This window comes from Butyrivibrio sp. AE2005, from assembly GCF_000686965.1.
In the GTDB taxonomy this organism is placed as follows: domain Bacteria; phylum Bacillota; class Clostridia; order Lachnospirales; family Lachnospiraceae; genus Butyrivibrio; species Butyrivibrio hungatei_A.
Window position 1 is genome coordinate 203,758 of sequence record NZ_JMMD01000001.1, and the last position, 24,369, is coordinate 228,126.

At 40.7% G+C, this 24,369-nt stretch carries 20 protein-coding genes; 16 read left to right on the top strand and 4 right to left on the bottom strand.

The annotated features are described in order from the left end of the window. Positions 1–177: 177 nt before the first annotated feature. Positions 178–1,644 carry a methyl-accepting chemotaxis protein gene (locus DL92_RS0100945; protein WP_026666645.1) on the bottom strand — a complete coding sequence of 489 codons (1,467 nt, stop codon included), beginning with the start codon at positions 1,642–1,644 and terminating at the stop codon, positions 178–180. Positions 1,645–1,817: 173 nt separating this feature from the next. Between DL92_RS0100945 and DL92_RS0100950 the strand changes: the two genes are divergently transcribed. The 13 genes from DL92_RS0100950 (at position 1,818) to DL92_RS0101010 (ending at position 18,946) form a co-directional block, all read left to right on the top strand. Then, the gene (locus DL92_RS0100950; protein ID WP_034462001.1) at positions 1,818–2,738 is read left to right on the top strand and encodes a glycosyltransferase family 2 protein; all 921 of its coding nucleotides are present in this window, start codon (positions 1,818–1,820) and stop codon (positions 2,736–2,738) included. Positions 2,739–2,834: 96 nt separating this feature from the next. Further along, positions 2,835–4,064 carry an EAL and HDOD domain-containing protein gene (locus DL92_RS0100955; RefSeq protein ID WP_026666646.1) on the top strand — a complete coding sequence of 410 codons (1,230 nt, stop codon included), beginning with the start codon at positions 2,835–2,837 and terminating at the stop codon, positions 4,062–4,064. A gap of 33 nt (positions 4,065–4,097) precedes the next feature. Continuing rightward, positions 4,098–7,880 carry an EAL domain-containing protein gene (locus tag DL92_RS19930; RefSeq protein ID WP_051625194.1) on the top strand — a complete coding sequence of 1,261 codons (3,783 nt, stop codon included), beginning with the start codon at positions 4,098–4,100 and terminating at the stop codon, positions 7,878–7,880. 14 nt (positions 7,881–7,894) lie between these two features. Then, positions 7,895–8,653, top strand: coding sequence for a response regulator (locus DL92_RS19935; RefSeq protein WP_026666647.1), 759 nt, complete (start codon positions 7,895–7,897; stop codon positions 8,651–8,653). 4 nt (positions 8,654–8,657) lie between these two features. After that, the gene (locus DL92_RS0100970) at positions 8,658–10,586 is read left to right on the top strand and encodes an EAL domain-containing protein (protein ID WP_026666648.1); all 1,929 of its coding nucleotides are present in this window, start codon (positions 8,658–8,660) and stop codon (positions 10,584–10,586) included. 249 nt (positions 10,587–10,835) lie between these two features. Beyond that, a complete protein-coding gene (locus DL92_RS19940; RefSeq protein ID WP_051198928.1) occupies positions 10,836–11,957 on the top strand; it encodes a PrsW family intramembrane metalloprotease in 1,122 nt (373 codons plus the stop codon). A gap of 128 nt (positions 11,958–12,085) precedes the next feature. Continuing rightward, on the top strand, positions 12,086–13,162 hold the full coding sequence (locus tag DL92_RS0100980) for a TRAP transporter substrate-binding protein (protein ID WP_026655121.1): 1,077 nt from the start codon (positions 12,086–12,088) through the stop codon (positions 13,160–13,162). Positions 13,163–13,261: 99 nt separating this feature from the next. After that, positions 13,262–13,786: a TRAP transporter small permease gene (locus DL92_RS0100985; protein ID WP_026666649.1), complete on the top strand. Its 525-nt coding sequence runs from the start codon at positions 13,262–13,264 to the stop codon at positions 13,784–13,786. After that, positions 13,786–15,084: a TRAP transporter large permease gene (locus DL92_RS0100990; RefSeq protein ID WP_026655120.1), complete on the top strand. Its 1,299-nt coding sequence runs from the start codon at positions 13,786–13,788 to the stop codon at positions 15,082–15,084. The genes DL92_RS0100985 and DL92_RS0100990 overlap by 1 nt, the downstream gene beginning before the upstream one ends. A gap of 11 nt (positions 15,085–15,095) precedes the next feature. Beyond that, entirely contained in the window at positions 15,096–15,566 is a 471-nt protein-coding gene (locus DL92_RS0100995) for a YcxB family protein (RefSeq protein WP_026666650.1), read from the top strand. Between the two features lie 42 nt (positions 15,567–15,608). Then, positions 15,609–17,147 (top strand): sensor histidine kinase, encoded by a 1,539-nt coding sequence (locus DL92_RS0101000; RefSeq protein ID WP_242827147.1) that lies wholly within the window; start codon positions 15,609–15,611, stop codon positions 17,145–17,147. 3 nt (positions 17,148–17,150) lie between these two features. Next, positions 17,151–17,936 carry a response regulator transcription factor gene (locus DL92_RS0101005; RefSeq protein ID WP_026655116.1) on the top strand — a complete coding sequence of 262 codons (786 nt, stop codon included), beginning with the start codon at positions 17,151–17,153 and terminating at the stop codon, positions 17,934–17,936. Beyond that, a complete protein-coding gene (locus DL92_RS0101010; RefSeq protein ID WP_026655115.1) occupies positions 17,936–18,946 on the top strand; it encodes a TRAP transporter substrate-binding protein in 1,011 nt (336 codons plus the stop codon). Before DL92_RS0101005 ends, DL92_RS0101010 begins: the two co-directional genes overlap by 1 nt. A 16-nt stretch (positions 18,947–18,962) precedes the next feature. Here DL92_RS0101010 and DL92_RS0101015 read toward each other — a convergent pair whose 3' ends face one another. Together DL92_RS0101015 and DL92_RS0101020 are read right to left on the bottom strand one after the other, a co-directional pair. Continuing rightward, on the bottom strand, positions 18,963–19,526 hold the full coding sequence (locus DL92_RS0101015; RefSeq protein ID WP_026666652.1) for an accessory gene regulator B family protein: 564 nt from the start codon (positions 19,524–19,526) through the stop codon (positions 18,963–18,965). A gap of 26 nt (positions 19,527–19,552) precedes the next feature. Then, the gene (locus DL92_RS0101020; RefSeq protein ID WP_026655113.1) at positions 19,553–20,293 is read right to left on the bottom strand and encodes a LytR/AlgR family response regulator transcription factor; all 741 of its coding nucleotides are present in this window, start codon (positions 20,291–20,293) and stop codon (positions 19,553–19,555) included. A 226-nt stretch (positions 20,294–20,519) separates the two neighbouring features. Here DL92_RS0101020 and DL92_RS0101025 point away from each other — a divergent pair, with 226 nt between their 5' ends. Then, entirely contained in the window at positions 20,520–21,830 is a 1,311-nt protein-coding gene (locus DL92_RS0101025) for a sensor histidine kinase (protein WP_026666653.1), read from the top strand. Positions 21,831–21,939: 109 nt separating this feature from the next. After that, on the top strand, positions 21,940–22,077 hold the full coding sequence (locus DL92_RS0101030; RefSeq protein ID WP_026655111.1) for a cyclic lactone autoinducer peptide: 138 nt from the start codon (positions 21,940–21,942) through the stop codon (positions 22,075–22,077). An 86-nt stretch (positions 22,078–22,163) separates the two neighbouring features. Here DL92_RS0101030 and DL92_RS0101035 read toward each other — a convergent pair whose 3' ends face one another. Next, on the bottom strand, positions 22,164–23,864 hold the full coding sequence (locus tag DL92_RS0101035; RefSeq protein WP_026655109.1) for a hypothetical protein: 1,701 nt from the start codon (positions 23,862–23,864) through the stop codon (positions 22,164–22,166). Positions 23,865–24,047: 183 nt separating this feature from the next. Between DL92_RS0101035 and DL92_RS0101040 the strand changes: the two genes are divergently transcribed. Next, complete coding sequence (locus tag DL92_RS0101040) at positions 24,048–24,302, top strand: hypothetical protein (protein ID WP_026655108.1); 255 nt, start codon at positions 24,048–24,050, stop codon at positions 24,300–24,302. Positions 24,303–24,369: the final 67 nt, after the last annotated feature.

Sequence of the window (24,369 nt, forward strand, 5' to 3'; positions counted from 1 at the left end):
CACGTGATTCCTCCTTTCATAAATAGTCAGATAATTTTATCGGTGTGTCTATCTGTTACTAAATATTATATCGGAAAAACGTATAAAAAGTTAATTAATTTGTGTTAAAAAGTATGAAAATTTAATAAAATGAGGGCAATTCCTTTTTTTGCCGGAATTGCCCTCGTTTCAAGTTTTTTATCTTGTTGCGTTGATTTCGCGAAGCTTGTTTGCCTGATCTGAGATATCAACAAGAATTGCTTTAAATGCATTGAATTTCTCTGTTGCTTCATCGGATGCCTTTGCACCTTCATGTGAAAGAGAAGCAACCTCCTGGCTTGTTGCCGAGAGAGTAGAGATGCTATCGTTGATCTCGTTTGTTGAATCGGCAATTGATTTCATTCCCTCTGCGATGTGAGAGAAGCGTGTGATCATTCCCGATACGTTGTTGTTAATGCTGTTGAAGCTTTCACCTACAGACTCGATCATCGCGTTCTGCTTATCAACTGTTGTAACAGTGTCATCTATACTGAACATTGCCTTCTGAACATCTTCGTTAAGCTCGTTGATGATGTTTGTGATCTCGTTGGAAGCCTTGTTTGTCTCTGCGGCAAGTTCGCGGACATTGTTTGCGACAACTGCAAAACCTTTTCCGGCTTCACCTGCACGAGCAGCTTCGATGCTTGCGTTGAGGGCAAGGAGATTGGTCTGTGTTGAGATCGCCATGATCGAACTTACGATGTTTTTGACTTCTTCGACCTTATCAATAACTGCCTGTGTTGCATCAACCGTTATCTGACTTGCTTTTGATACGTCCTGTGATTTGAGCTTAAGATCAGATATGATGTTTATACCTTCATCAATTACTGTCTGAGTGCTTTCTGAAGCCTCGGTCATTTCGATTCTGTCTTGCTCTGTTGTAGATGTCTTTTCCTGGATTGACTGAACCTTCTCGGCCTGTTTGATAATGGACTGCGATGTGTTCTCCATGTTTGTTGCGATGTTCTGCATTCCCGACTGCTGTGATTCAAGGATTTTCTGAAGTGAATCAAGATCGTCCTGAGAAGCGTTGAACAGCTCGGTAATCTTGTTTGCAATGTCTGCCATGTTGTTTCCGGCATCAAGTGTCTTTTTCGCGGTCTGACTCATTAAAAGTCTTTTTTCATCGATAAAATTCTTCTGAAGAGAAACCGTCATGATGCATGATATAAATGAGAGTATCAGTGTAGCTATCGCAGGAACCAGAATGTTATTCTGAAGTCCCGATGTGAGCAGGTTGGTGATTATCGATATTATAAAAGAAACTGAGATAATACCGACTCCGGTACCGCAGAGAGCTACGTTTGAGTAGAGTGTACTGCAGATGAGTATCGGAAGTCCGAATGCAAAATATGCAAGATCGTTTCCTGCAAGAACAAGAGTGAGATAGAATACGCTAACTCCGCACATTATCAAGACTGCACCTGTTTTTTCTTCGCAGAACTTGAAATTACCGATAAAGATGATGATCAAACTGACTACGGCACTTGCAAATATGACCGCCTTTCCGATGTCAAAACCTTTGGTGATTAGCGATAACAGAGTTAATACGATTCCTGTTACTACCGTGATGATACTTACGTAAAAACTGTTTGCGTTTGCGCGCTTATACTGCTGAGCGTCCATGATATGCCTCCGTAGAAATGGATATAAATTTTTAGAACAATGGAAAGATTCTATCACAAAAACGTTTGCATATCTAGAGTAAAACCTACAGTATATCTGGATAATCGGTTTTTTTGAGTCGTGAAATATGCTATAATATGCAATTAGTAATAGTCAGTTGGAGGAATTTGCTTATGCTATCTGTAATAATTCCCGCATACAATGAAGAGGAAATGATAAAAAAGACATCCGAAACAATATCAGGAATATTGGATGAGGAGAATATAGATTTTGAGCTTCTTTTTATTAACGACGGCTCAAGTGACAACACATGGAAAGCGATTGATGAAGAATCTGCCCGCAATAAAAGAGTTAAGGGTGTTTGCTTTTCAAGAAACTTTGGAAAAGAATCCGCTGTCTTTGCGGGAATTGCCGAGGCTTGCGGAGATTGCTGCGTAGTTCTTGACTGCGATCTTCAACATCCGCCGGAAAAAATCGTTGATATGTACAGACTCTGGGAACAGGGTTATGAGATAGTCGAAGGTGTTAAGGCAAGCAGGGGGAGAGAGTCTGCCATGCATAAGTTTGCGGCAAAGAGCTTCTACAATATCATGAGTGAATCTGTCGGTTTTGATATGTCCAGAGCTTCTGACTACAAGCTCCTCGACAGAAAGGCCATGAACGTACTTCTTAACATGAATGAAAAGAATGCTTTTTTCAGAGCGCTTTCATCATGGATTGGATTTAAGAGCACCGAAGTAGAATATAATGTCAGAGAAAGAGAAGCGGGTGAATCAAAGTGGAGCACCAAATCTCTTATAAAATACGCAATCACGAATATAACATCTTTTACATCGGCACCGCTTCATCTCATTACAATATCAGGATGGATTGTTGCCCTATTGGGATTTGGCTTCAGTGTTGAAGCTTTGTACAGACACTTTTTTATAGGCAATGACCAGCCCGGATTTACAACACTTATAGTCCTGGTTTGCTTTACATCGGCCATGATCATGATAGGCCTCGGAATCATAGGTATATACATTTCCAAGATTTACGATGAGGTTAAGGGAAGGCCTCGTTACATAATTGATAAAACCACATACGAAAAATAAACGAAATTTTGAAAAAATCTTGGTAAAAATCCGCTATTTAGGGTAAAATGTAATTGAGCGGATTATGTCTTTTTTGGAGGAGAAAGGAGACAGGCAATGTTAGCTACTTTAATTCCACTGTTCGACGATAAAATGTCTGTTTGTGCATATTCTGTGTTTGCGCGTAAAGATAACCACTTTTTGAATCCTGAAATGGAGGGTGGAGCGCGATACGACGGTGCAGGAACGGTCCATGAACTGGAAGTTGTAAGTAGTATGGGGATGTCTATGTTATCCGGGGGAAAAGAAGTATTTGTTCCGGTCAATCAGTTTTCTGTGTTCGCAGAAATATCGCTTCAGTGCACAGTTCCCGCAAATAAAGTTGTTCTCCTTATGGATAACAGTATCACACCCGAGCCCCATTACGTTAAGAGGGTGAAGGAACTCAAAATGCAAGGATACAAACTTGCTATCAGAAAACTTCCTATTTCCGGTTTTGAACCCTATAAAGAAATCCTTAATCAGTGCGATTATATTTTGCTTAATCATGCAAAAATCGATATAGAGAAAGCCAAGATCTATTTTGGAAAAGTTTATCCGAAAATCAAGCTGTGCGCGGTGAACGTCGATACTCAGGAACAGTATGACATGCTTATCTCGCACGGAGGATATGACCTTTACGAGGGCGGATTCTTCAGAATGCCGGTGCGTGAGTCTGAAACTGAGGTCAATCCTCTAAAAGTAAATTACATAGAACTTCTTAATGTCGTTAATGCTCCGGACTTTGACCTTACTGACGCTGCGGATGTTATCGGCAAAGACCCCGCGCTTACAATCTCGCTTCTTGAGATGGTAAACCGAATGGCACTTAATTCCGAGATCACATCCATCAGGCACGCAACAGCCATGCTTGGTCAGAAAGAGTTAAAGAGATGGATAAATACCGCTGTGACAAAAGAGCTTTGCGCAGACAGGCCGACTGAGATAACAAGGCTTGTAATGATAAGGGCTAAGTTTGCGGAGAATCTTGCAGAGAGTTTTGAGCTGGCTCTGATGGGACAGGAGCTCTTTATCATGGGATTGTTCTCTGCTATAGATATAATGCTTGGCAAGACAATGAAGGAAGCTCTTGATATGGTACTTGTTCCAAAGGATGTCAAGCTCGCGCTTCTTAATAATGAAGGAGATTTCGCGCCTGTTCTCAATTTCATAAGGAGATATGAAGATGCGGACTGGACCGAGATTTCAAGACTGATGGTCCTTGGAAATATGGATATGACAAAGGTTTACGATGCCTATCTGTCAGCGCTCAGATGGTATAGAGATCTTTTTCCTGTAAGACAGTAACCGGATGATAGCTTTGTGCAACGGGGTGACTTTATGGTCGGTACTGAAGTGATAGGCAGTAGTGCCTTCAATTTATCCGCCCTAGTGATCAGCGTTACGTGCATTGTTTATAAACTGATCATCAGAGGTAAGGTAAAGCTTAAGAATTGGCTTTTCATTGCCTTCATAATGATAATCGCCATTGATTCCTTTTCGGGGATTGTGGAGCAGTTTTTGAGATATAGTAGGCTTACGTTTGAAACTAAGCTTATAATTGGTCATGCAAATCTTTTCGTGTATTTTCTTACACATTTTGCAATGGCGCCTATTTTTGTGTATTACATAGTGATGGAGTGCGGAGTTCAGCACAGGTTTACGGGGAAGGTACGTCTTTATTTAGGCATACCTTTTATTTTTATGGAGCTGCTGGTTCTTATAAATCCGCTCTTTGATATCGTCTACGAGATAGATGACAGCATGAGCTACATAAGAAGAGGCGGCGTCTACGTTGCTTATGTAATAATAGGTTTCTACACTGTTTTTTCTATAATCGTTCTGTATCTCTACTGGAGCGTCCTTAATAAACTCAAGAAAATAGCTATCATATATTTTTATATACTTGCGATTGTGGGAATAGCGGTTCAGATGATCTGGCCCAATGTCACGTGCGAGCTTATGTGCGAAGCAATCGGCGCGATGGGCATTATGATCATGCTTGAAGGTGATGATGACAGAAAAGATTTTTCGACGAAGGCGCTTAACAGGAATGCTTTCATTACCGATATCGGCAATTATTTCAGATATGGCAGACAGTTTAACGCCATATGCGTGAAAATCTTAAACGGCGATATTCTGAGGAAGATATCGAGTCATGAGAATTATGAAAAGATACTTTCACATGTCGCCGGTTATCTTGGTGATGTGAATAAGAAATTCGAAGTATACCGCGTTGGAATCGAGTGTTTTTTCCTTGTGTGCCCTGATATCACGGATGCTTATGCAAGGGGGATCGCGGACGAAGTATTTTTTAAACTCGGAAAGAGCATTATGCTTGACGGAAGCAGCGTGCAGTTAAAGACACTGGTCATTCAGGCCTCTTCACCTGATAAGTTTGAAAATCTCGATAACCTGCTCCTTTTGTCGGACACGGATATTGAGGCTGATAAGGGAAGGCCCATTTACTGTGATGAACTTGGCTTTGTTATAAGAAGGGCGGACGTTGAAAAGGCAGTTAGAAGAGGAATTGAGAGTTCGAGCTTCAGGGTCTTTTACGAGCCTATCTATACGAAGGAAGATCTGTCTATCTGTGCGGCTGAGGCGGTTCTTAAGTTCAATGACAAGGAACTTGGTGAAATATCCAAGGATGAATTCATTCCCATCGCGAATCAGACGGGAACCATAGAAAAACTCGGCCTTTTCATGATCGAAGAAGTCCTGTATTTCATCGGCGGCGGAATCATTGAGGAGATGGGGATTGAGTTCATATGCATCAAACTTACGTCGGCGCAGATAATCAAGACAGATTTCGTTGCTCAGGTAAAAGAGCTCTTTTCCAGATACGGGGTTAAACCCGAGAACATAGTGTTTGGCATAACGGAGAATGCGGCAGTCACGGACAAAAATCTGATATATCAGGTAATCTCAGACCTTGGCGATATGGGAATCAGGTTCTATATGGATGAGTACGGAACCAGTTTTTTTGGCATGCAATCGTCGACTTCGTATCTCTTCGAGGGAATAAAGGTCAATGCGGGACTTCTGATTGAGTCGGATTCATCGGCTCAGAGAAAACTCATACTTGAAAACCGTCTTTCCACAATGAATCAGACGGGTAAAAAAATTGTTATGGCTTCCGTTAATTCAAAGGAGCTCGCAGAGCGCATCCAGAACGTAAAGGCAGATTACGTGCAGGGTAAATATTACTCGAGAGCGGTAAGTAAAAATGACTTCATTGCTATCCTAAAGGCTACGGAAACAGCCAGAATGGAGGAGAGACGAGCAAAGGCGGCCAATGAGGCAAAGAGTAACTTCCTTGCCAATATGTCGCACGAGATAAGAACTCCCATCAATGCAGTTCTTGGAATGAATGAGGTTATCTTAAGAGAGTGTACGGATGAGAAAATCCTTGAATATTCTAGAAATATCGAGAGTGCGGGAAAGACTCTTTTGTCACTTATAAATGATATCCTTGATTTCTCCAAGATCGAAGCGGGCAATATGGAGATCAACGAGAGAAACTACGAGCTGAGCTCCGTGCTCAACGATGCTTATAACATGATATATTTTAAGGCTATGCAGAAAGCGCTTAATCTGATATTTGAGGTAAATGAGGAACTTCCCGACAGCCTTTGCGGCGATGAGATGAGACTTAGACAGATTATTGTAAATGTCCTTAACAACGCCGTCAAATATACTGCTGAAGGAAGTGTTACTTTGAAAATCAGGGGAGAAGAGGTCTCGGAGGACAAAGTAAATCTTTTCATAGATATCATCGATACGGGAATAGGAATCAAACAGGAGGATATTGAGAATCTTTTTGCCAAGTTTAAGAGGTTTGATGTTGATAAGAACAGAACTATCGAAGGAAGCGGACTGGGGCTGGCGATCACAAGCAATCTCCTTAAGCTGATGAACGGTTCTATAGAAGTTGAGAGTGAATATGGCAAAGGATCTGTATTTAAGATTGTTCTTCCGCAGAAGAAAGTGGGAGATGTGAAAATCGGAAACTTCAAGAACAAGATCGCGGAGCTTAACAAGATACACAAGAAATACAGAGTTAAGTTTACGGCGAAAGATGCCAATATTCTTGTTGTTGACGATACGCCCGTAAATCACGTGGTTATAAAGGAGCTTCTTAAGAATACGCTCGTCAATATAGATACAGCAAGGAGCGGCGCTGAGTGTCTTAAGATGCAGAAACTGAAAGAATACGACATTATTTTCCTCGATTACAGAATGCCCGGCATGGACGGCGTTGAAACGCTTCATTTCATAAGGGAAGACGAAGAGAGCAAGAACAGCTTCACTCCTATAGTCGTACTTACAGCCAATGCGATATCCGGGGCAAAAGAAACTTTTATAAGCGAAGGATTTACGGATTATCTGAGTAAGCCTGTTGAGAGTGATAAGTTGGAAGAAGCGCTCATAAATTATCTGCCCGAGGAAAAGATTGAATATAACCCTGAAGAACCCGAGAAGACTGAGGGTGAGGAAAAAACTTCGGAAAACAATGAGTTTAAGGATTATGTTTCGGGGCTTACGCAGATAAAGTCGGATGTGGGGCTTAAGAACAGCGGAAGCGAAGAGAGCTATTTTAATATTCTGAAAGTGTACTACGAATCAATTGAATTTACGAAAGCAAATATTGAGAAGGCGTACGAAGATAAGAACTGGAAGGATTACACGAGCTTTGTACATTCGCTTAAGAGTACGAGCAGAGCGATCGGAGCGACTATATTATCTGATATTGCGGAAAAACTTGAAAATGCCGGAAATATCGGCGATACGATGTATATCAAGGAACATCATTCGGAGCTTCTTAACAGGTACCTTCTTGCAGAGTATGAAATAGCCGGAGTGCCGGGGATTGCAGGTGATGAAGTGAAGGAAGAGACAGGCGAAAAAATTGATATTAAGGAATCTGAAATGAAAGATGCTTACGGAAGCATGGTTGAAGCTTGCAAGGGACTTAACTATGACACGATGGAGCTGATACTTGATTCACTTAAGGACTACAATCTTTCCGAAAAAGACATGGGAAATATCGGGAAGATAAAGGACTATCTTACAAAGCTTGATTGGGAAAGTATAGAGAAAATTGCACAGAATGAGTTGTAGACGGGAGCAAAGGAATGTTTGATAAAAAAATTCTTTTAGTCAGAAATGATAAGACGTTCATGGTGAATGCAATTAAGAAGAGCTTGTCCGATAATCATTTTGTTGTGGCCGAGTCATCATATTCAATCTCTGATATCAGTGCCAACAAGGAAGAGGCAAGTCTTGCGATTCTTTATACGGATTCTGATTTTGTGGAGCATCAGGATGCGATCATATACTTCAAGGATCTTTGCATTGAAGAGAATATGATCGTCATAATAATAGGCGATAACGATGCGTTCAAGTTTATCCACAGGTTTATACCAAAAGAGGACATTGCGTGTGAGCTTACGAGACCTCTCGATATGGATGAGCTGCTCGGTAAGATATTTATCGTTACCGACGATGAGTACATTCAGATGAAGAGAAAATGCATCCTTATTGTAGATGATGATTTCACTTATCTTCAGATGCTGAGGGAGTGGCTTAAGGATGACTTCAGAGTCGGAGTCGCAAACTCAGGCGCGCAGGCGGTTGCGTGGCTTGCTAACAACAAGGCCGATCTGATACTTCTTGATTATGATATGCCTGTAATAGACGGACCGAAAGTAATGGAGATGCTTAAGAAAGAGTCTTTTTCAAGTGGAATACCCATTATGTTCCTTACGGGAAAAAATGATAAAAAGAGCGTTACCGAAGTAATTGCTCTTAAACCTGCCGATTATCTTTTGAAGACTATAGACAAAGAAAAACTGTTGGAAACACTTAGGAACTTTTTTGATTCAAAGGAATAACATTATGATTGAAGGTAATCCAAACGGCGGACTTACGTTTTGTATAGCGGCGCTGATAGTCAGTTTAACAAGTATTTTTTGTGCGATAGTGATCAGGAAAAAGAAAAGTCTTAAGAACACTTTATTACTTGTGCTTCTTTTGATAGTTCTTTTTGATTCCTGTACAGGTATCGCTTCTTATATTGCCTATAACTATGATTTTCCTTATGCGATCAAGTTTTTTGTGTGTTATCTGAGTAAATATATTTACTATGCGACGCATTTCTTGATGATGCCCGTACTTTTGTATTACATAATCGTAGTTTGCGGTATTTTGCATCTTTTTTCTAAGAGATTCCGAGTTGCATTTGCAATTCCGATGGCTGTTCTTGAGACGGTTCTTTTCTCTAATCCCATGACACAACTTGCGTTTACGGCGCAATCCGACCTTGTTTTCCACAGAGGACCCGTCGTTTATGCGGCTTATATTCTGAGTGCGTTCTATTTTATCCTATGTGTTCTTTTGCTTGTGAGATACTGGAAGAGTATAAATCACCTTAAAAAAGGTGCAATGGTGTATTTTCTGTCGCTTGCGATCATGGGAGTCATCATACAGATGCTTTTTCCTACGATCACATGTGAGCTTTTGTGCGAGTCAATCGGACTTATGGGAATCATGATAATTCTGGAAAAAGACGACGACAGGGTTGATTCGGGAACGGGACTTTATAACAGAATGGCGCTGTTGCAGGATATCAAGAATTATATTGGTCTTAACAGGAGCTTTAGGACTATCTGCGTTCGTATAGAAAATGCGGATGCGTATATAAATATTACGGGATATGCGGATTTTGATTCGATAATAAAGCAGATATCTAAATATCTTTTTGATGTGGCGGATAAGTACGACGTGTATATAAGCGGTGTTGCCTGCTTTTATATTCTGTGTCTGGACGGGAATGAGAGCGAGAGCAATAAGCTTGCGTATGCGATAAGAGACAGGTTTGACAGAGGTTGGCTTCTTGAAGATAATCAGATGAATATCAATGCGCTCATAATGTGTGCGGGAACACCCGATATGTTCAATAGCGAAGAGGATATTCTGATGCTGTCGGAAGCGCATATCGAGGATACGGGAAAAAATCTTTTGATCGACCATGATCTTGATTTTCTTCTTAGGAAGATTGAGGTTGAAAAAGCTATTGTCCGCGGAATGAATGAGAATTATTTTAAGGTTAAATACAGGCCGATCTTTGATAAGAGCGGAAACAAGGTATGCGGAGCGGAAGCTCTTCTTAATCTGGACGATGCGGTGCTTGGCGTGATATCTTTCTCAGAGTTTATGGGAGTTGCCGAGAAGTCGGGATTTGCGGAAGAAATAGAGAACAGGATGATAGGTTCGATCCTTAGATTTGCGGGGGAGCTACTTGAGGAAAATCCGGATTGTATAAATTTCATCATGGTGCATACGGTGTCGGATAAGGTTATCAGTAAAGAACTTGTCGGAGTGGTGAGAGAGTATGCGAAGCAGTACAATGTCGACCTTTCCAAGATTGCGCTTGATATAAATGACAATGTCCTGTATGTTGAGACGGATTCCGTGGACTATGTAATAGAGAGGCTAAGCGAGGACGGAGTCAGGATCTTTATGGGAAATTACAAGAACGACTCAATGGGCGTAAGGTACGATATGCTTAGCGGATTTAACGGAGTTATAGTAAATATCAAGCACTTCATGGAGACAACCGGAGGCTCAAAGCGCGGCATTATACTAAAGAACAGAATGGATATGCTGAGGCAGATAAATAAGACCGTTGTGGTATCGGGAGTGGATTCTTTTGAATACTATGATAAGATGAAAGATATTTACGCCGACTATATTTTGGGCGACTATCTGTCACCGGCTGTATCAAAGATTGAGTTTGTGGAGATTGCAAAAGCGGGAAGAGTATGATATAAACTATAATACGTAAATTGTGTTTTTGTGAAATACGGATAGATACAGGATTTATGCCTCTTTGTCGAAAAAAGTCTGACAAAGAGGTTTTTTGTCTGATATTTGTTACATATGATAATTTTTTTGATAATTATAGTATAATTCTGCGATTAATTATTGACATTCTGGTGCAAATATAATACTTTTTTTAAAAGAGCTTTAAAATTATTTTTAACATTTGCTTATAAGAGAAGGGGATTGATTCTAATGGATATAGTTTTGGCGATTCTGGCTGTTTTACCGGCAGCTGTTTTGTTATGTATTATCTACAAGGCGGACAAAGTCGAGAAAGAGCCTCTGGGACTTATGGCGGCAGTGTTCTTTTTTGGGGCGCTGACAACGGTAAGTGCGGTGGCTTTGGAATATTTTGGAATCCTCGTCCTTGATATGGTCTTTCCTAAGCAGAACGTTGTTTATCATCTTATAGAAAATTTCCTTGTGATCGGTGTGGCTGAAGAAGCAGGTAAATACTTCGTTTTAAAGAAGTGTACCTGGAATAATGAAGAGTTTAACTTTGCTTTCGACGGAATAGTTTACTCAGTGTGCGCATCTCTGGGCTTTGCGACGATTGAGAATGTTATGTACGTATTCCAGTTTGGATTTATGACGGGACTTATGCGCGCGGTACTTTCGGTTCCCGGACACTGCATATTCGGCGTGTTTATGGGCGCATATTACGGACTTGCCAAAGGATATGAGTGCAGGGGCAGGTTTGACAAGAGAAATGCCAATACACAGAAGGCGTTCTGGATACCTGTCGGACTTCACGGACTGTATGATTTTTGTCTTTCGACGGAACATACTCTTACAATGCTTGTATTTATCGGACTTGAGCTGTTCATGGTCATAAAGGCTATTTTATATGTTAAGCGTATTTCAACAAAGGATCTTCCGCTCAGACCGGGCATGATGCCGGGGCAGATGATGAATGGCGGATACTTCGGTATGAATCCCATGCAAGGACAATTTTATCCTATGCGGCAGCCGGTAGCGAACGGACAGTTTATGCAGCCTCAGTTCTATCAGGGGCAGCAGATGGCCGGAAACAGGCAGTTTATGCAGGGACAAGGACAATTCTATCAGGGGCAGGTTGTAAACGGACAGCCCATGCAGCCGCAGTTTTATCGTGAGCAGCAGTCTGTAAGGAATATTCAGCCGATAAATGCACGTCCCGTGCAGGAGGAAGAGGTACAACCTTCTGAGGATTTCAAGGTTATTCAGAGTTATGTGGGCTATGAAAACGGCCCCGCTACAGAGAAGTTAAGTGATGGAATATGTGACGGATTGACCAATCCGACACCCGTATTTTCCGTATCTGATTTCGATTGATAACAAAAATGTAAAAAAAGTGCTAGATAATATTAAAATTATCCGCTTTTTTATATACGAGTAATCAACTATAATGACATTGTCGAATAGACTATGTCATTATTTTTTTTATTTTAGGGAGGTAAAAAATGAAGAAGAAACTTATTTCGACACTATTAACAGTAGCAACAGTTGTATCAATGACAGCTTGTGGTGTATCAGCACCTGAGACACCCGCAGCACAGCCTGCAGCTGACGCACAGGCATCTGATGCACAGGCAGCTGACGCTCCGGCAGAGCCTGCTAAGGATGCAATCACACTTGTTATGGCTGAGGTTAACCCTCTTGATTCTATTTCAGGTATGACAGATGCAAAGTTCAAAGAAGAAGTTGAGAAGAGATCAAACGGATCAATCATCATCGATCTTCAGGCTAACCAGGTTCTTGGTGCTGAGCAGGACGTTCTTGATACAATGCTTGGTGGCGGCGGAACAATCGATCTTGCAAGAATTTCCGCTTTCTCACTTACAAGCTACGGCGGAGAGTCATCAATGCTCCTTTCACTTCCTTACACATTTGTAAGCCGTGAGCATTTCTGGAACTTCGCTACATCTGATCTTGCTAAGCAGTTCTTGCTTGAGCCCTCAGAGAACGGAAGCGGTGTAAGAGGACTTTTCTATGGTGAGGAAGGTTTCCGTCATTTCTTCACAACAAAGGAAATCTCAGGTATCGATTCTCTTAAGGGATTAAAGCTTCGTGTTTCTAATGACCCTGTTATGAACGGTCTTGTAGAAGGCCTTGGTGCTTCTCCTACAGTAGTTGCTTTCACAGAGCTCTATGGTGCACTTCAGACAGGTGTAGTTGATGGTGCTGAGCAGCCTATCGCAAACTATGCATCAAACTCATTCAACGAAGTTGCAGGCAACATGATCCTTGATGGACACACACTTGGTGCTATCCAGGTTATCATCACAGATGACGCTTGGAACAAGCTTTCAGCTGATCAGCAGGATATCCTTATGGCAGCCGGTGAAGAGGCTTCTAAGTACAACCGTTCAATCTCAGAAGAGAAGGAGAAGGAAGTACTTGAGCAGCTTAAGGCTAACGGAACAAAGATCACAGAAGTTGAGGATATCAAGCCTTGGCAGGACGCTGTTAAGAAAGTTGTTGAAGAAAACATAAAGGGCAAGGAAGACGTTTACCAGCAGATCCTTGATATGCAGTAATTTTTTACCACCTTTAGTTGTAACTTATCAATTTATTTTTTAACGCCGGCATGGGGAGGGTATCCCTTCCCATGCCCTTTTTAGAAGAAAAGAGGAATTATGGAAGGCTTTTTTAAACAGGTAGATAAATTCAAGGTTTTATATGACGTAACATATAAGATTATGCTTTTTATCTGCAAACTCTTGCTTATTGCAGATATCCTGATCACCTCAATGAGTGTTGCAGGAAGATATATTTCTTTCATTCCGGATCCTGCATGGAGCGAGGAGATTGTACTTACACTTATGGCTTATATGGCTGTATTATCTGCAGCTTTGGCCATCAGACGCGGTGCTCATATAAGAATGACAGCATTGGACGTTTACTTACCTAAGAAACTTATACAGGCACTCGATATCCTTAATGATATTTGTGTACTTGGCCTTGCAATCGTTATGATCGTGATTGGATGGGGGTATGCTTCAACAATCGGAGCGAAGGGATCATATGTTAGTATGCCTTCACTTTCAAAGTTTTGGTTGTATTTCCCAATTCCTGTAGCAGGTATTGCTATGTTTGTATTTGAACTTGAGGCAATTTACAATGATATCAAACGCATAGTATTAAAGGAGGGAAATAAGTAATGGCAGTAAATTCAACAGCTATTGCAGTATTGCTTGTGAGCTTTCTTGTAATGATTATGCTCAGATTTCAGATTGCTTATGCAGTGGCATTATCTTCACTTTTTTGTTTAATGTATCAGGGACTCCCTCTTACAAGCATCTGTCAGCAGATGGTTAAGGGAATCAATTCGTTTAGTATGATGGCAATTCCGTTCTTTATTACAATGGGATGCCTTATGGGTACCGGTGGTATTTCAGAGAAGCTTATTGCTTTGGCCAACGCTTGTGTAGGTTGGATGACCGGTGGAATGGCAATGGTTAATATCGTTGCATCATATTTCTTTGGTGGTATTTCAGGATCAGCTGCTGCTGATACTGCATCACTCGGAAGTATTCTCATTCCTATGATGGTCGAAGAAGGATATGATGATGATTTCTCAACAGCAGTAACAATTACATCATCATGTGAGGGACTTCTTGTTCCTCCCAGTCATAACATGGTAATTTATGCCATGAGTGCCGGCGGTATCTCTATAGGAAGCTTGTTCCTTGCAGGATATATACCAGGTGCGATTCTCGCAGTATCACTCATGGTTGGATCATATATTATTTCTAAGAAGAGACATTATCCCAAGGGAGACAAGTTCAGCATTGTTGGTCTCTTAAAGCAGCTTGGAACTTCATTCTGGGCACTTGCTGCAGTTATTATCGTAGTATTTGGTGTTGTAGGCGGTGTATTTACAGCAACTGAGTCAGCCGCTATCGCTGTTCTTTACAGCTTGATTGTAAGCGTTTACATCTATAAAGGACTCAACTGGAAGGGCGTTTGGAAGACATTGGAATCTTGTATCGATACACTTTCAATCGTACTTATCCTTATTTCTACATCAAGTATTTTTGGCTATTGCCTTACAACGCTTCATGTTCCTGCCATTGCAGCGAATATGATTGTGGGATTCTCAAGTAATCCTGTTGTTATTGCACTTTTGATCGATCTGATTCTTCTTGTACTTGGATGTATCATGGATATGGCTCCGATTATCTTGATCGCAACACCTATCCTTCTTCCTATTGCACAGTCAATCGGAATTGATCCCATACAGTTTGGTATCATGATCGTTCTTAACTGTGGTATCGGACTTTTGACACCTCCCGTTGGAGCCGTTCTTTTCATCGGTTCTGCTGTAGGTAAGGTTAAGATGGAGAAAGTAGTAAAGGCTACACTTCCTTTCTACATTTGCATGATCGTTACACTTCTCCTTCTTACATTTATTCCTGAGATTAGTATGTTCTTACCTAATCTTCTTGGAGCAAAATAAGGTGATTAATTATGGAATATCGTTACATATCTGATGTTAAGCCTAAGGATTTATGGTTTATAGCCATGATTCGTACATACAGATCACTCGCGGGGGTCGTAAATGTTGTATTTACAGTTGCGATGATCATGTTGTCGATTAGGTTTTGGGGAACGTCAGGGCCATTTGTCAGAGCACTGCTTATGTTTGGATGTATGCTGTTCCCGATTATCCAGCCTTTTCTAGTTTATTTACGGAGCATTAAACAGCTGGAGACACTTCCGGGAAGAGTAGAGCTTTTGTTTGATGATAACGGAGTTCATGTCAGCAGTGACGGGAAGCAGGAAGACATTATGTGGAATAAGATCGTAAATGCGATCAAACAGTCCAATATGATAATCGTCATGTCGGACAAGAGCCACGGATACATGTTGACCAATCGTATTCTCGGTGATGAAAAAGATGAGTTTTATGATTTTCTTTGTAAAAAGATCAGAAACTAACGAATATTAGAAAAATGATGACGGCAGCGCTATAATACTTTTATGAGTAAGTATAACGCTGCTGTCTTTGTAAAGATGAAAAACTTAAAAAACTTTTGGTATACGATCACAATCAAAAACAAAATATCACTTTTCACGGGAAGTGTATTTTTGACAATCCTGGTCGCAGTATTCTTTGATGCGATCCTGATCAGGCTGTTTATGATCGACGTTAATGACATAATGGAGGACAATTCCAGATGCGGTGAGATAATTACCGTTATCGACAGGGAGAAAGAATTGTTCGATCAATACGTAAACAGTACTACCAGTGAAAACGAGGATGCTTTTAAGCTTGCGATGAAGCAGACCAAGGCTGCTGTCTATGCGATTCCGCTTAATTATTCCAGATTGGGAGAAAACAGATATGCACAGCTTTTTTCGCTTCAGACCTGTTATGACGTTTATTGCGGATACAGAGATGAAGTCCTTAGCGGTAAATTACCGAGAAGAGACTATGTGAGCAGATTGTATGCCGTTTATAATATGCAGAATTATCTGCATACTTACGCGCAGCGATTTATAGACCTTACGCTTAAAGAGGGTAATGCCAAGTATAATGAGCTGTTACCGAAAGTTTTTATGGTTCCGGTGATTGCAGTAATAATGGGAATTTTGCTGTTTTCAACGGTACTTGAGATTTCAAGGATGATGAATAAATCTATTACTGAACCTGTGCTTAAGCTTGCGCATGCGTCCAGAAGGATTGCGGCAAATGATTTCGACGTGGATGATGTTGCCGCAAACAACAGGGATGAACTTGGTGAGCTGATCATTGCTTTTAACAAGATGAAATACGCGACAGGTGAGTACATAGGTGCTTTGGAGGAGAGAAGACAGGCTCTTGATAAGCTTCACGCAAAAGAAGTTGAGACTCTTGAAGCAGAGAAGCAGCTTGATGCAATGAATCTGGAACTTCTTAAGAACCAGATCAATCCGCATTTTCTTTTTAACACTCTTAATGTAATTGGTGGAATGGCCAACCTTGAGGGCGCATCGACGACTGAGGAGATGATAAGCGCACTCAGTTCGCTCTTTAGATATAATTTGAAGCATCAGGAGAAGGAAGTACTTCTTTCTCAGGAGCTTAAGGTTGCAGCCGATTACATGTATTTGCAGAAAATGCGTTTCGGGGAAAGAGTTAAGTATACGGTTGATTGTAGGGTGAACGCAGACAATGTAATGGTTCCTACATTTACATTGCAGCCCATAATCGAGAATTGTATTATTCATGGAATTTCACCGAAAGTTGAGGGCGGTAGTGTATCTGTTTTGGTTGGCAAAAAGGCTGACAAGCTTATAATTTCCGTCACCGATACGGGAAAGGGAATGGAACTTAGCCAGCTTAGGGAGATACGTGGAAGCTTGGGCGGAAAACAAACCAGTACCATGGGTATAGGCATGGGAAACATTTTCAGGAGAATAAAGGCTATGTATGAGGACGCGGATATGAGAGTTAACAGCGTCTTGGGAAAAGGTACACAGGTAATTATTATTCTTCCCTACCGTGCAGGAGATTCAATTTATACTCGAGGAGACTAAAGAATGTATAGAGTACTGATTGCAGATGATGAGCCTATTGAGAGACAGGTTATATCAAAAAAATTAAACGGATTTTTTAAAGATCAGATAGAGATATTTTTGGCGGCTAACGGAGTTGAGGCTGTCGAGCTGGTAAAAGAGAAGCATTGTCAGATCGCGCTTCTTGATATTTCCATGCCCGGAAAGAATGGACTTGACGCCGCAGAAGAAATCAGAACCTTTGATGAGAAATGCAGTATTATCTTTCTCACGGCTTTTGATGAATTCAGCTATGCCAAAAAAGCTATCGAAGTAAGAGCGCTCGATTATTTACTTAAACCGGGTGCGGACAATGAACTTATAAATGTATTGGAAGAAGCATTTTCAATCGCGGACAAATATGGAACAGAGGTAAAGAACGTAGATACTATAAAAAAGAGCACTCCTTCTTCAGGCTTTAATCTTGATGAAAAGGATTTCTCAAAGTCGGGAGAGATAGTGCGTGAAGCAAAAAAATATATAGACGAGCACTATAAAGAAGATATTTCACTACAAGACGTTGCCGGAGTTTTAGGGTACTCAGATGTATATTTCTGCAAACTTTTCAAGCAGAATTTCGGTAAAAGCTTTATAGTATATTTAAATGAACTTAGAATCAGCAAGGCAAAAGAATTTTTGGCAAATCCTGCTATCAATATCAAAGATATCAGTTCTGAAGCAGGTTACAGAGATGCCAATTATTTTGCGAGAGTTTTTAAGCGTATGACGGGGCAGACACCCAGTGAATACAGAAACGGAGTCATTGACTGATGAAAAAAAGATGGCCCATTGTGGCGATGATAGCATGCATAATTTTGATTATGGTCGCTGTCTTATTCTTTTTTAATAACAGAAAAGATAAAGCTAATTCTCCGGAATATGTTCTATTGTATGCAGAGAATCAGGCCGCAGATTATCCGACTACACTCGGAGGACAGAAATTTGCGGATCTTGTATATGAGAGGACAAACGGAAGGATAAAGATAATTGTAAAATATGACGCGGAGCTGGGAAGCGAATCAGAAGCGATAAACCAGATGAAATACGGCGGAATTGCTTTTGCCAGAGTATCACTTTCACAGCTGGCAGAGAGAATACCTTCGATGAACGTTCTTCTTATGCCTTTTCTATATAATGATTCGGATCATATGTGGAGAGTGCTTGAAGGAGATATTGGAGACAGGTTTCTTTTAAAGGCAGATGAATACGATCTTGTCGGACTTTCATGGTATGATGCGGGCGCCAGAAATTTCTACAGTAAAACAAAGCCAATCACCTGCATTGAAGATATAAACGGAATGAAGATAAGAGTTCAGGAATCTTCGATGATGGCGGATATGGTTGAGGCTCTCGGTGCTAAGCCTGTAGAGGTTGTATATTCTGAAGTATATTCGGCGTTTGAACAGGGATTGGTTGACGGAGCAGAGAATAACTGGCCGTCGTATGAGAGTATGAAGCACTACAAGGTTGCGGGGTATTATACGATCGACGAACACATAAGAGTTCCGGAGCTGCAGGTGTGTTCCAAAGTTATCTGGAACAAGCTCAGTGAAGAGGACAGGAATATAATACACGATTGTGCGCTTGAATCATCGGCGTATGAGAGGCAGCTTTGGAAGGATAGAGAAGAAAGCTCAAGAAAGATCGCTGTTTCCAACGGAACACAGGTTATCGAGCTTACTCCCGAAGAGAGAAAGAAATTCAGAGATGCTATGGCAAACGTCTATGAGAAGTATTGTGGTGATTATATGGACGTTGTGCGCAGAATAATGACATATTGATAATGAGAATGAGTGCTTATCTGTGTGCAAGTTTCCCGGCTATTGCAGTAATGCCGAGAAAAACGAAGACAATGGCTTCGAGCATCAGATAGGAGTTGTTTTTATAAAAAAGAAGAAGGATGGATATAACGGTTGAAACAAAAATCGTTATATTCGTCTTTTTTTTGAATATATTATTTTCAAAGTCGTCGACAGTCCTGTTTGGATGATCTACAGGACCTGTAAGGAGAATCAGGGTTGCAAAGAAATGGTAGATTGAAAAAGATATAAAGAGCGGGAGAGTAACATATTTTACCGCAAGGAGTGTTACGGTAAGGATAAGGCAGGAAGCTATGTAGCACGCGAAGTAGCAACTTAGATGAAGTCCACCTCCAAACGAACGCATCGGGATGAAGATCAGAAAAAAGAAGAGACACGGGCGCAGCATACCAAGAAAAAGAGCTATGATTATACTTGTCAGGGTGCTCAGTGCAACTTCAAGGAAGCACACAAAGCCGTAATTGTATATATCATAATCTTTTTCTTCGATAACGCCTTTATTTAATATATAATCTGTGAGTCTCTTTGATATGTAGTCCATAAAGAAATCCCATTAACCAATCAGGTTTATTCGGTGTAGTTGCCGTCGCCTATCATCTCGACTATCTTTCGTCTTACTTCTTTTTGCCTGTTTTCGCTGATCTTCAGACAGAATTCGTTATTGCCGTAATTTATCGTCATGCTGCTGTAATTCATGCGGCATACATATTTGTAATTAACAAGATAAGACTGGTGGATCCTAAAGAAATACTGACTTGAACTTTCGAGTTCTTTTTGGATATCGTTTAATTTGCCATAGAAGATATCGCTTGTACCGTCGTTTAGATGAATCGTTATCACGCGATTCTTGCTTTCGAAGTAAACGATATTGCCTATTGAAGTTTTTTTCACCTTCCTGTTATAGGTGTACTGAAAATAGCCCTCGGCTTTGTCGATTCTGGTGAGAGCCTGAGAGAAGTACTTTTTGAATATTTTCTCGTCTATCGGTTTTGAAAGAAATCTGAAAGGCTCGACTTCAAAAAGTTCCTTGAGATAGCTTTCGTAGTTTGAAACGTAGATTATGAGCGAGTCCTTGTCTATCGTACGGATCATGCGGGCTGTGGTTATTCCGTCCAGTTCTTTCATCTCAATGTCGAGAAAGATTATGCTGTAGCGGTCGCCTTTAATGATGCTGCGTGCAAGTGGGGAACCGTCGTAGAAAACATCAATCTCGGGGCGTATTCCTCTTGCAAGGCACTCACCGTTTAAAAGCGTTTCAATTTTGCCGGAAAGCTTTACATCGTCATCACAAATTGCAATCTTAATCATATCCTACCTCCAAAAATCGGGTAAAAATTCAAAGTAAGTAACAAAAGTGCAGGATTGGTAATCATTATTCAATATTGTCTAAGAAAGTATACATTTTTTTTCTGAAATATGCAAAAACCGCGATTCTTACATGAAAGGCCGTAAATATTACAAATTGGAAAAAGCCCGTTGTTTTTATGTTATGATTTATAACAGGTGGTTTTATAAGGAAAGAAGGGGCTTATAAATGGGTGAGTACATGTCGATTATTACTGGAGTTTTCTTGGCTTTTCTTTTTATCATGATCGTTCGGAAATGTATGGACGTTTTCTTGCCTGAACGCAGCAACAACATAGTCAGATATGTTGTGTGGGCAATGTATTTTACTTTTTCCTCGGCGTCAAATCTGACGGATATAGTAAGACCGCTCGTTCTGATATCTACGAATATTCTCTTTATCTTTACACTTGCGATGCTGGACAGAAAGGCGTCGGTAAAGATTGCCTGCTTTTTCTCATTTATCGTATGTGCAGTCTGGATGCTTGTGGAAGTCGGAGCCGTGATCGTAGTTGAGATGTACGGCATTGATTTCGTAGAAAACAGGGACGCTGTGTGCTTTGTTTCACTTCTGATAATGCTTCTTCTTGTAGTAGCTTTGGATAAGACATGGAAGGGGCCGAAATACGGTGAAATTCCGCTCAAATATTTTTTAATGATTCTTTCTATACCGCTTATCAGCATCTTTCTTACAAACCGCATTTTTCTGATAGCGACGCATCACAATGAATACAACGACTTTGCGGTTATTTCAAGTGCTTTTCTCCTAATGATGAATTACATAATTTTCGAGGTATATACGTGGATGAGCAGGGATGCCGAGCTTAAGTCACTTAATAAGCTTTACGGCCAGCAGCTTGAACTGTGCAGCAGACAGGCGGCAGAGCAGGAACAACTCTACATGGAGATAAAGAGGACGAGGCACGACATGAAGAGTCATCTGGCCAGTCTCCTGGGAATGGTCGAGTCGGGGGAAAAAGATGAAGCGGTAAATTATATACAGCAGCTTCTTGCCGACGGATTAGGCAGGTCAGGCGAAGAGATATCAAAGAGCGGCAATATAGTCATTGATTCGCTTGTAAATTACAAGTATTCCATAGCCAAAAAAGAAGGAATCGCATTTGAGGCATCAACTTTTGTGCCGTCGGTTCTTCCGTTTAAGAGTGAACATCTCGTAATTATATTAGGTAACCTTTTGGAAAACGCGTTTGATGCATGTATGAAGGTTCAGCCGAAGGGCAGATTTATCCGTCTTGATATGAACTTTGAAAAGAACATGCTCAAGATCAGCATAAAGAACAGCTGTATCTATGAAAACAGACGAGACAGATACGGAAGATTCTTTTCGACAAAACATGACGCGGAACATCACGGAATAGGTCTTGCATCGATAAAACAGGCGGTTTCAGGATATGATGGAGAAGTTATCATCGATGACAAAGGAAATCAGTTCGGAGTTGATGTAATAATGTACGGAAAAGAAGAAGGTGATAATCCGTAATAATTACATGAATATCCGCTTTTTCTACATGAAGTGAATAATTTGCGTAATATAAAGTATAATTATTGCGGGAATATAACACTTTTAAGGATTAAGGAGGGTATTCAAGATGAAAAGAGAGAAAACGTTTATTGCAAAAATATTAAGAGAAATTGCCCGCAAGTCAGTAAAAGTAAGTAGCGACAGCAGGTGCATGTATATTATGCATCAACCTAAGATGCCTTCCGATGTCGGGAGAATTCAATAAAGAATAGACATTAAAAATCCCCGTAAGCATGATGACGCTTACGGGGATTTATCTTTTATATCATAGCTTCCTATGATACTTAATTCTTACTTTTCTGAGAGCCAGTCGTAGCGCTCGATGTCGATACTGCTGATGATATTTTTGTCATCGCTTAAATAGATCTCGATGGTTTCCTTGGGAAATTCCGACTTATCAGCCTGATCGAAAGGAATCTTGTAAGTGTTGAATTTCTCGTTGTATGTGAAGTTCTTGATTCCCTTTGCATTAAGTGCACTTTCAAGTTCGGCCTTGGACATTCCGAGCTTAATGTCTCCCGCCATTGTGAGGTCGAGAGGATTAAGTGTGCTGTTAAATGCTGAGATAAACACAACTATTGTATTATCAAGTGTCACAGCGTTCGGAAGGGGATTAACCACCTTTGCAGTAATGTTGAAATCGCCTTTTTTAAGTGTCAGAATCACGCCGTTCATTGAAGGAACAGATTCTGATTCGCCTGTGCTTGTCCAACCCTGCTCGGCAAGTGTCTTATACGGAACGGGTAAATTGTAGGTTGTTCCGTCAAGAGTGAAGTTACCGGATAAAAGGTCATCTCCAAGTGTCAAAGGAGCTTTGTAAAGACCAAGATAATCAGGTGTTTTGGAACTTACGGCAGGCTGCACGAAATCTGCAGGCATTGTCTTGTTACGGATACTGATAAATGTCAGTACATTGTTCTCAAAGCTGTATGTGGCGGAAAGGTTAAATTCGTCTTCCTTGCCTTTTCCTCTGTATGTAAGCGTAACCGAATTGCCGCTTGTATTGGTACTGCTGGGCTCTCCGAGTTCGTTCTTTACTTCGTCAACTGTAGTCTTCTGTAAAGTAAATTTATCATTGTAGAATTTTACTTCTGCGCCTGTCTGCTTTACAAATGAATCCGAAAAATCACAGTCATAGACAAGGCACTTTGAAAGCGGCTGAGCATCTATTGAATGATTGATCACGCCAAAATATTGAGAATCCTTACCTTTTCCCGAATAGTTAAGTTTTACGGTCTCACAGTCTCCGGCGTACAATGTCTTGTTCGCATCTTCCTTGTCATCATATGTCCAACCGTTGGCAAGAAGTTCGTCGATGTTCATCGGAAGAGCATACTGCTTGCCGTCTACGCTGAAACTCGAGAACATTGCAGACTCGTTAACTGATGCGGGAGTTGACTTTGTGATTGTCTGTCCCGGTGTGCTCTGGCTACTTGTGGTAGTCGGACTCTGCTTTGTAATAATGTTCTGATCGTACGGGTTGGCACGAGATGTAGTAGTGCTGAAAAACAGCGCTGTCAAAACGATCACTGCGGCTATAGATGAACCCAGTGCAACTGACTGGGGAGTTAACTTATTCTTTTTGGGCTGAACGTATCCCTGATATGGATTCTGTCCCATATTCATCTGATAAGGCTGTCCGTACATGCTGTTCATGGCCTGCATGGGCTGACCGTATCCGCCTGACATAGGCTGGCCGAACTGATTGTTCATAGGCTGCTGATATGATTGTCCGTATGGATTCATGGCAGGCTGCTGATATCCCTGACCAAAAGGTTGCCCGTTTTGATTGCCAAAAGGCTGCTGAAATGAGAAATTTTCCTGTCCCCAAGGATTCTGCTGATAACCCTGCTGATAAAACTGATTGAAATCCTGTCCTGCGCGGTTTTCTGACTGAAATTTGTCTAATTCTATAGTCTGAGCAGCATCATATGATTGCTGATTATTTGTAATTGGTTGTCCTGTAATAGGATCATAAATTCTTTGGTTCATTTCAGTGTGTCCTCCACATCCATTAATCACTATAAATATTTTATTGTATAATTAACAATTTGTAAATATAAATTAACAAAAAATAAATATTTAGATTAGAAAAAAACGTAAAAAAATATGATAAGATATTAGTAGATTTTTTATTGAAGATTTTTGTGTGTTATAAAGTAGGAGGTTTGAATTATGATGATCTCGGCTGAAGGTTATAAGTCCATGCATGAATCCGATTCAATCGATGAACTTATAGCGGAACGTAAGCAACTTGTAGGCGAATTGGAACAGCTGGAAAAGATAGTACGCAAGAATGATAAAGATGATGATTCCTGGAATGAAAGTCCGGGGCCCGATGTTCGATACCAGATGACACTTACCTATCTTATACAGATCTGTGAGCTTTTGTGGGCGCGGTTCAGCTCCGAAATGTCATGGGACAAATAGGGTATAGACTATAACGAAATGTGATGATATAATTAACATGTTCGCATATATGTTATCACATGTGCGT

Coding starts and splice junctions, on each gene's coding strand:
- DL92_RS0101030 (WP_026655111.1), top strand. CDS start 21,940: ATGAAAAGAGAGAAAACGTTTATTGCAAAAATATTAAGAGAAATTGCC.
- DL92_RS0101025 (WP_026666653.1), top strand. CDS start 20,520: ATGGGTGAGTACATGTCGATTATTACTGGAGTTTTCTTGGCTTTTCTT.
- DL92_RS0101010 (WP_026655115.1), top strand. CDS start 17,936: ATGAAAAAAAGATGGCCCATTGTGGCGATGATAGCATGCATAATTTTG.
- DL92_RS19940 (WP_051198928.1), top strand. CDS start 10,836: ATGGATATAGTTTTGGCGATTCTGGCTGTTTTACCGGCAGCTGTTTTG.
- DL92_RS0100955 (WP_026666646.1), top strand. CDS start 2,835: ATGTTAGCTACTTTAATTCCACTGTTCGACGATAAAATGTCTGTTTGT.
- DL92_RS0100995 (WP_026666650.1), top strand. CDS start 15,096: ATGGAATATCGTTACATATCTGATGTTAAGCCTAAGGATTTATGGTTT.
- DL92_RS0101040 (WP_026655108.1), top strand. CDS start 24,048: ATGATGATCTCGGCTGAAGGTTATAAGTCCATGCATGAATCCGATTCA.
- DL92_RS0100970 (WP_026666648.1), top strand. CDS start 8,658: ATGATTGAAGGTAATCCAAACGGCGGACTTACGTTTTGTATAGCGGCG.
- DL92_RS19935 (WP_026666647.1), top strand. CDS start 7,895: ATGTTTGATAAAAAAATTCTTTTAGTCAGAAATGATAAGACGTTCATG.
- DL92_RS0101035 (WP_026655109.1), bottom strand. CDS start 23,864: ATGAACCAAAGAATTTATGATCCTATTACAGGACAACCAATTACAAAT.
- DL92_RS19930 (WP_051625194.1), top strand. CDS start 4,098: ATGGTCGGTACTGAAGTGATAGGCAGTAGTGCCTTCAATTTATCCGCC.
- DL92_RS0101000 (WP_242827147.1), top strand. CDS start 15,609: ATGAGTAAGTATAACGCTGCTGTCTTTGTAAAGATGAAAAACTTAAAA.
- DL92_RS0100990 (WP_026655120.1), top strand. CDS start 13,786: ATGGCAGTAAATTCAACAGCTATTGCAGTATTGCTTGTGAGCTTTCTT.
- DL92_RS0101015 (WP_026666652.1), bottom strand. CDS start 19,526: ATGGACTACATATCAAAGAGACTCACAGATTATATATTAAATAAAGGC.
- DL92_RS0100950 (WP_034462001.1), top strand. CDS start 1,818: ATGCTATCTGTAATAATTCCCGCATACAATGAAGAGGAAATGATAAAA.
- DL92_RS0100985 (WP_026666649.1), top strand. CDS start 13,262: ATGGAAGGCTTTTTTAAACAGGTAGATAAATTCAAGGTTTTATATGAC.
- DL92_RS0100945 (WP_026666645.1), bottom strand. CDS start 1,644: ATGGACGCTCAGCAGTATAAGCGCGCAAACGCAAACAGTTTTTACGTA.
- DL92_RS0100980 (WP_026655121.1), top strand. CDS start 12,086: ATGAAGAAGAAACTTATTTCGACACTATTAACAGTAGCAACAGTTGTA.
- DL92_RS0101005 (WP_026655116.1), top strand. CDS start 17,151: ATGTATAGAGTACTGATTGCAGATGATGAGCCTATTGAGAGACAGGTT.
- DL92_RS0101020 (WP_026655113.1), bottom strand. CDS start 20,293: ATGATTAAGATTGCAATTTGTGATGACGATGTAAAGCTTTCCGGCAAA.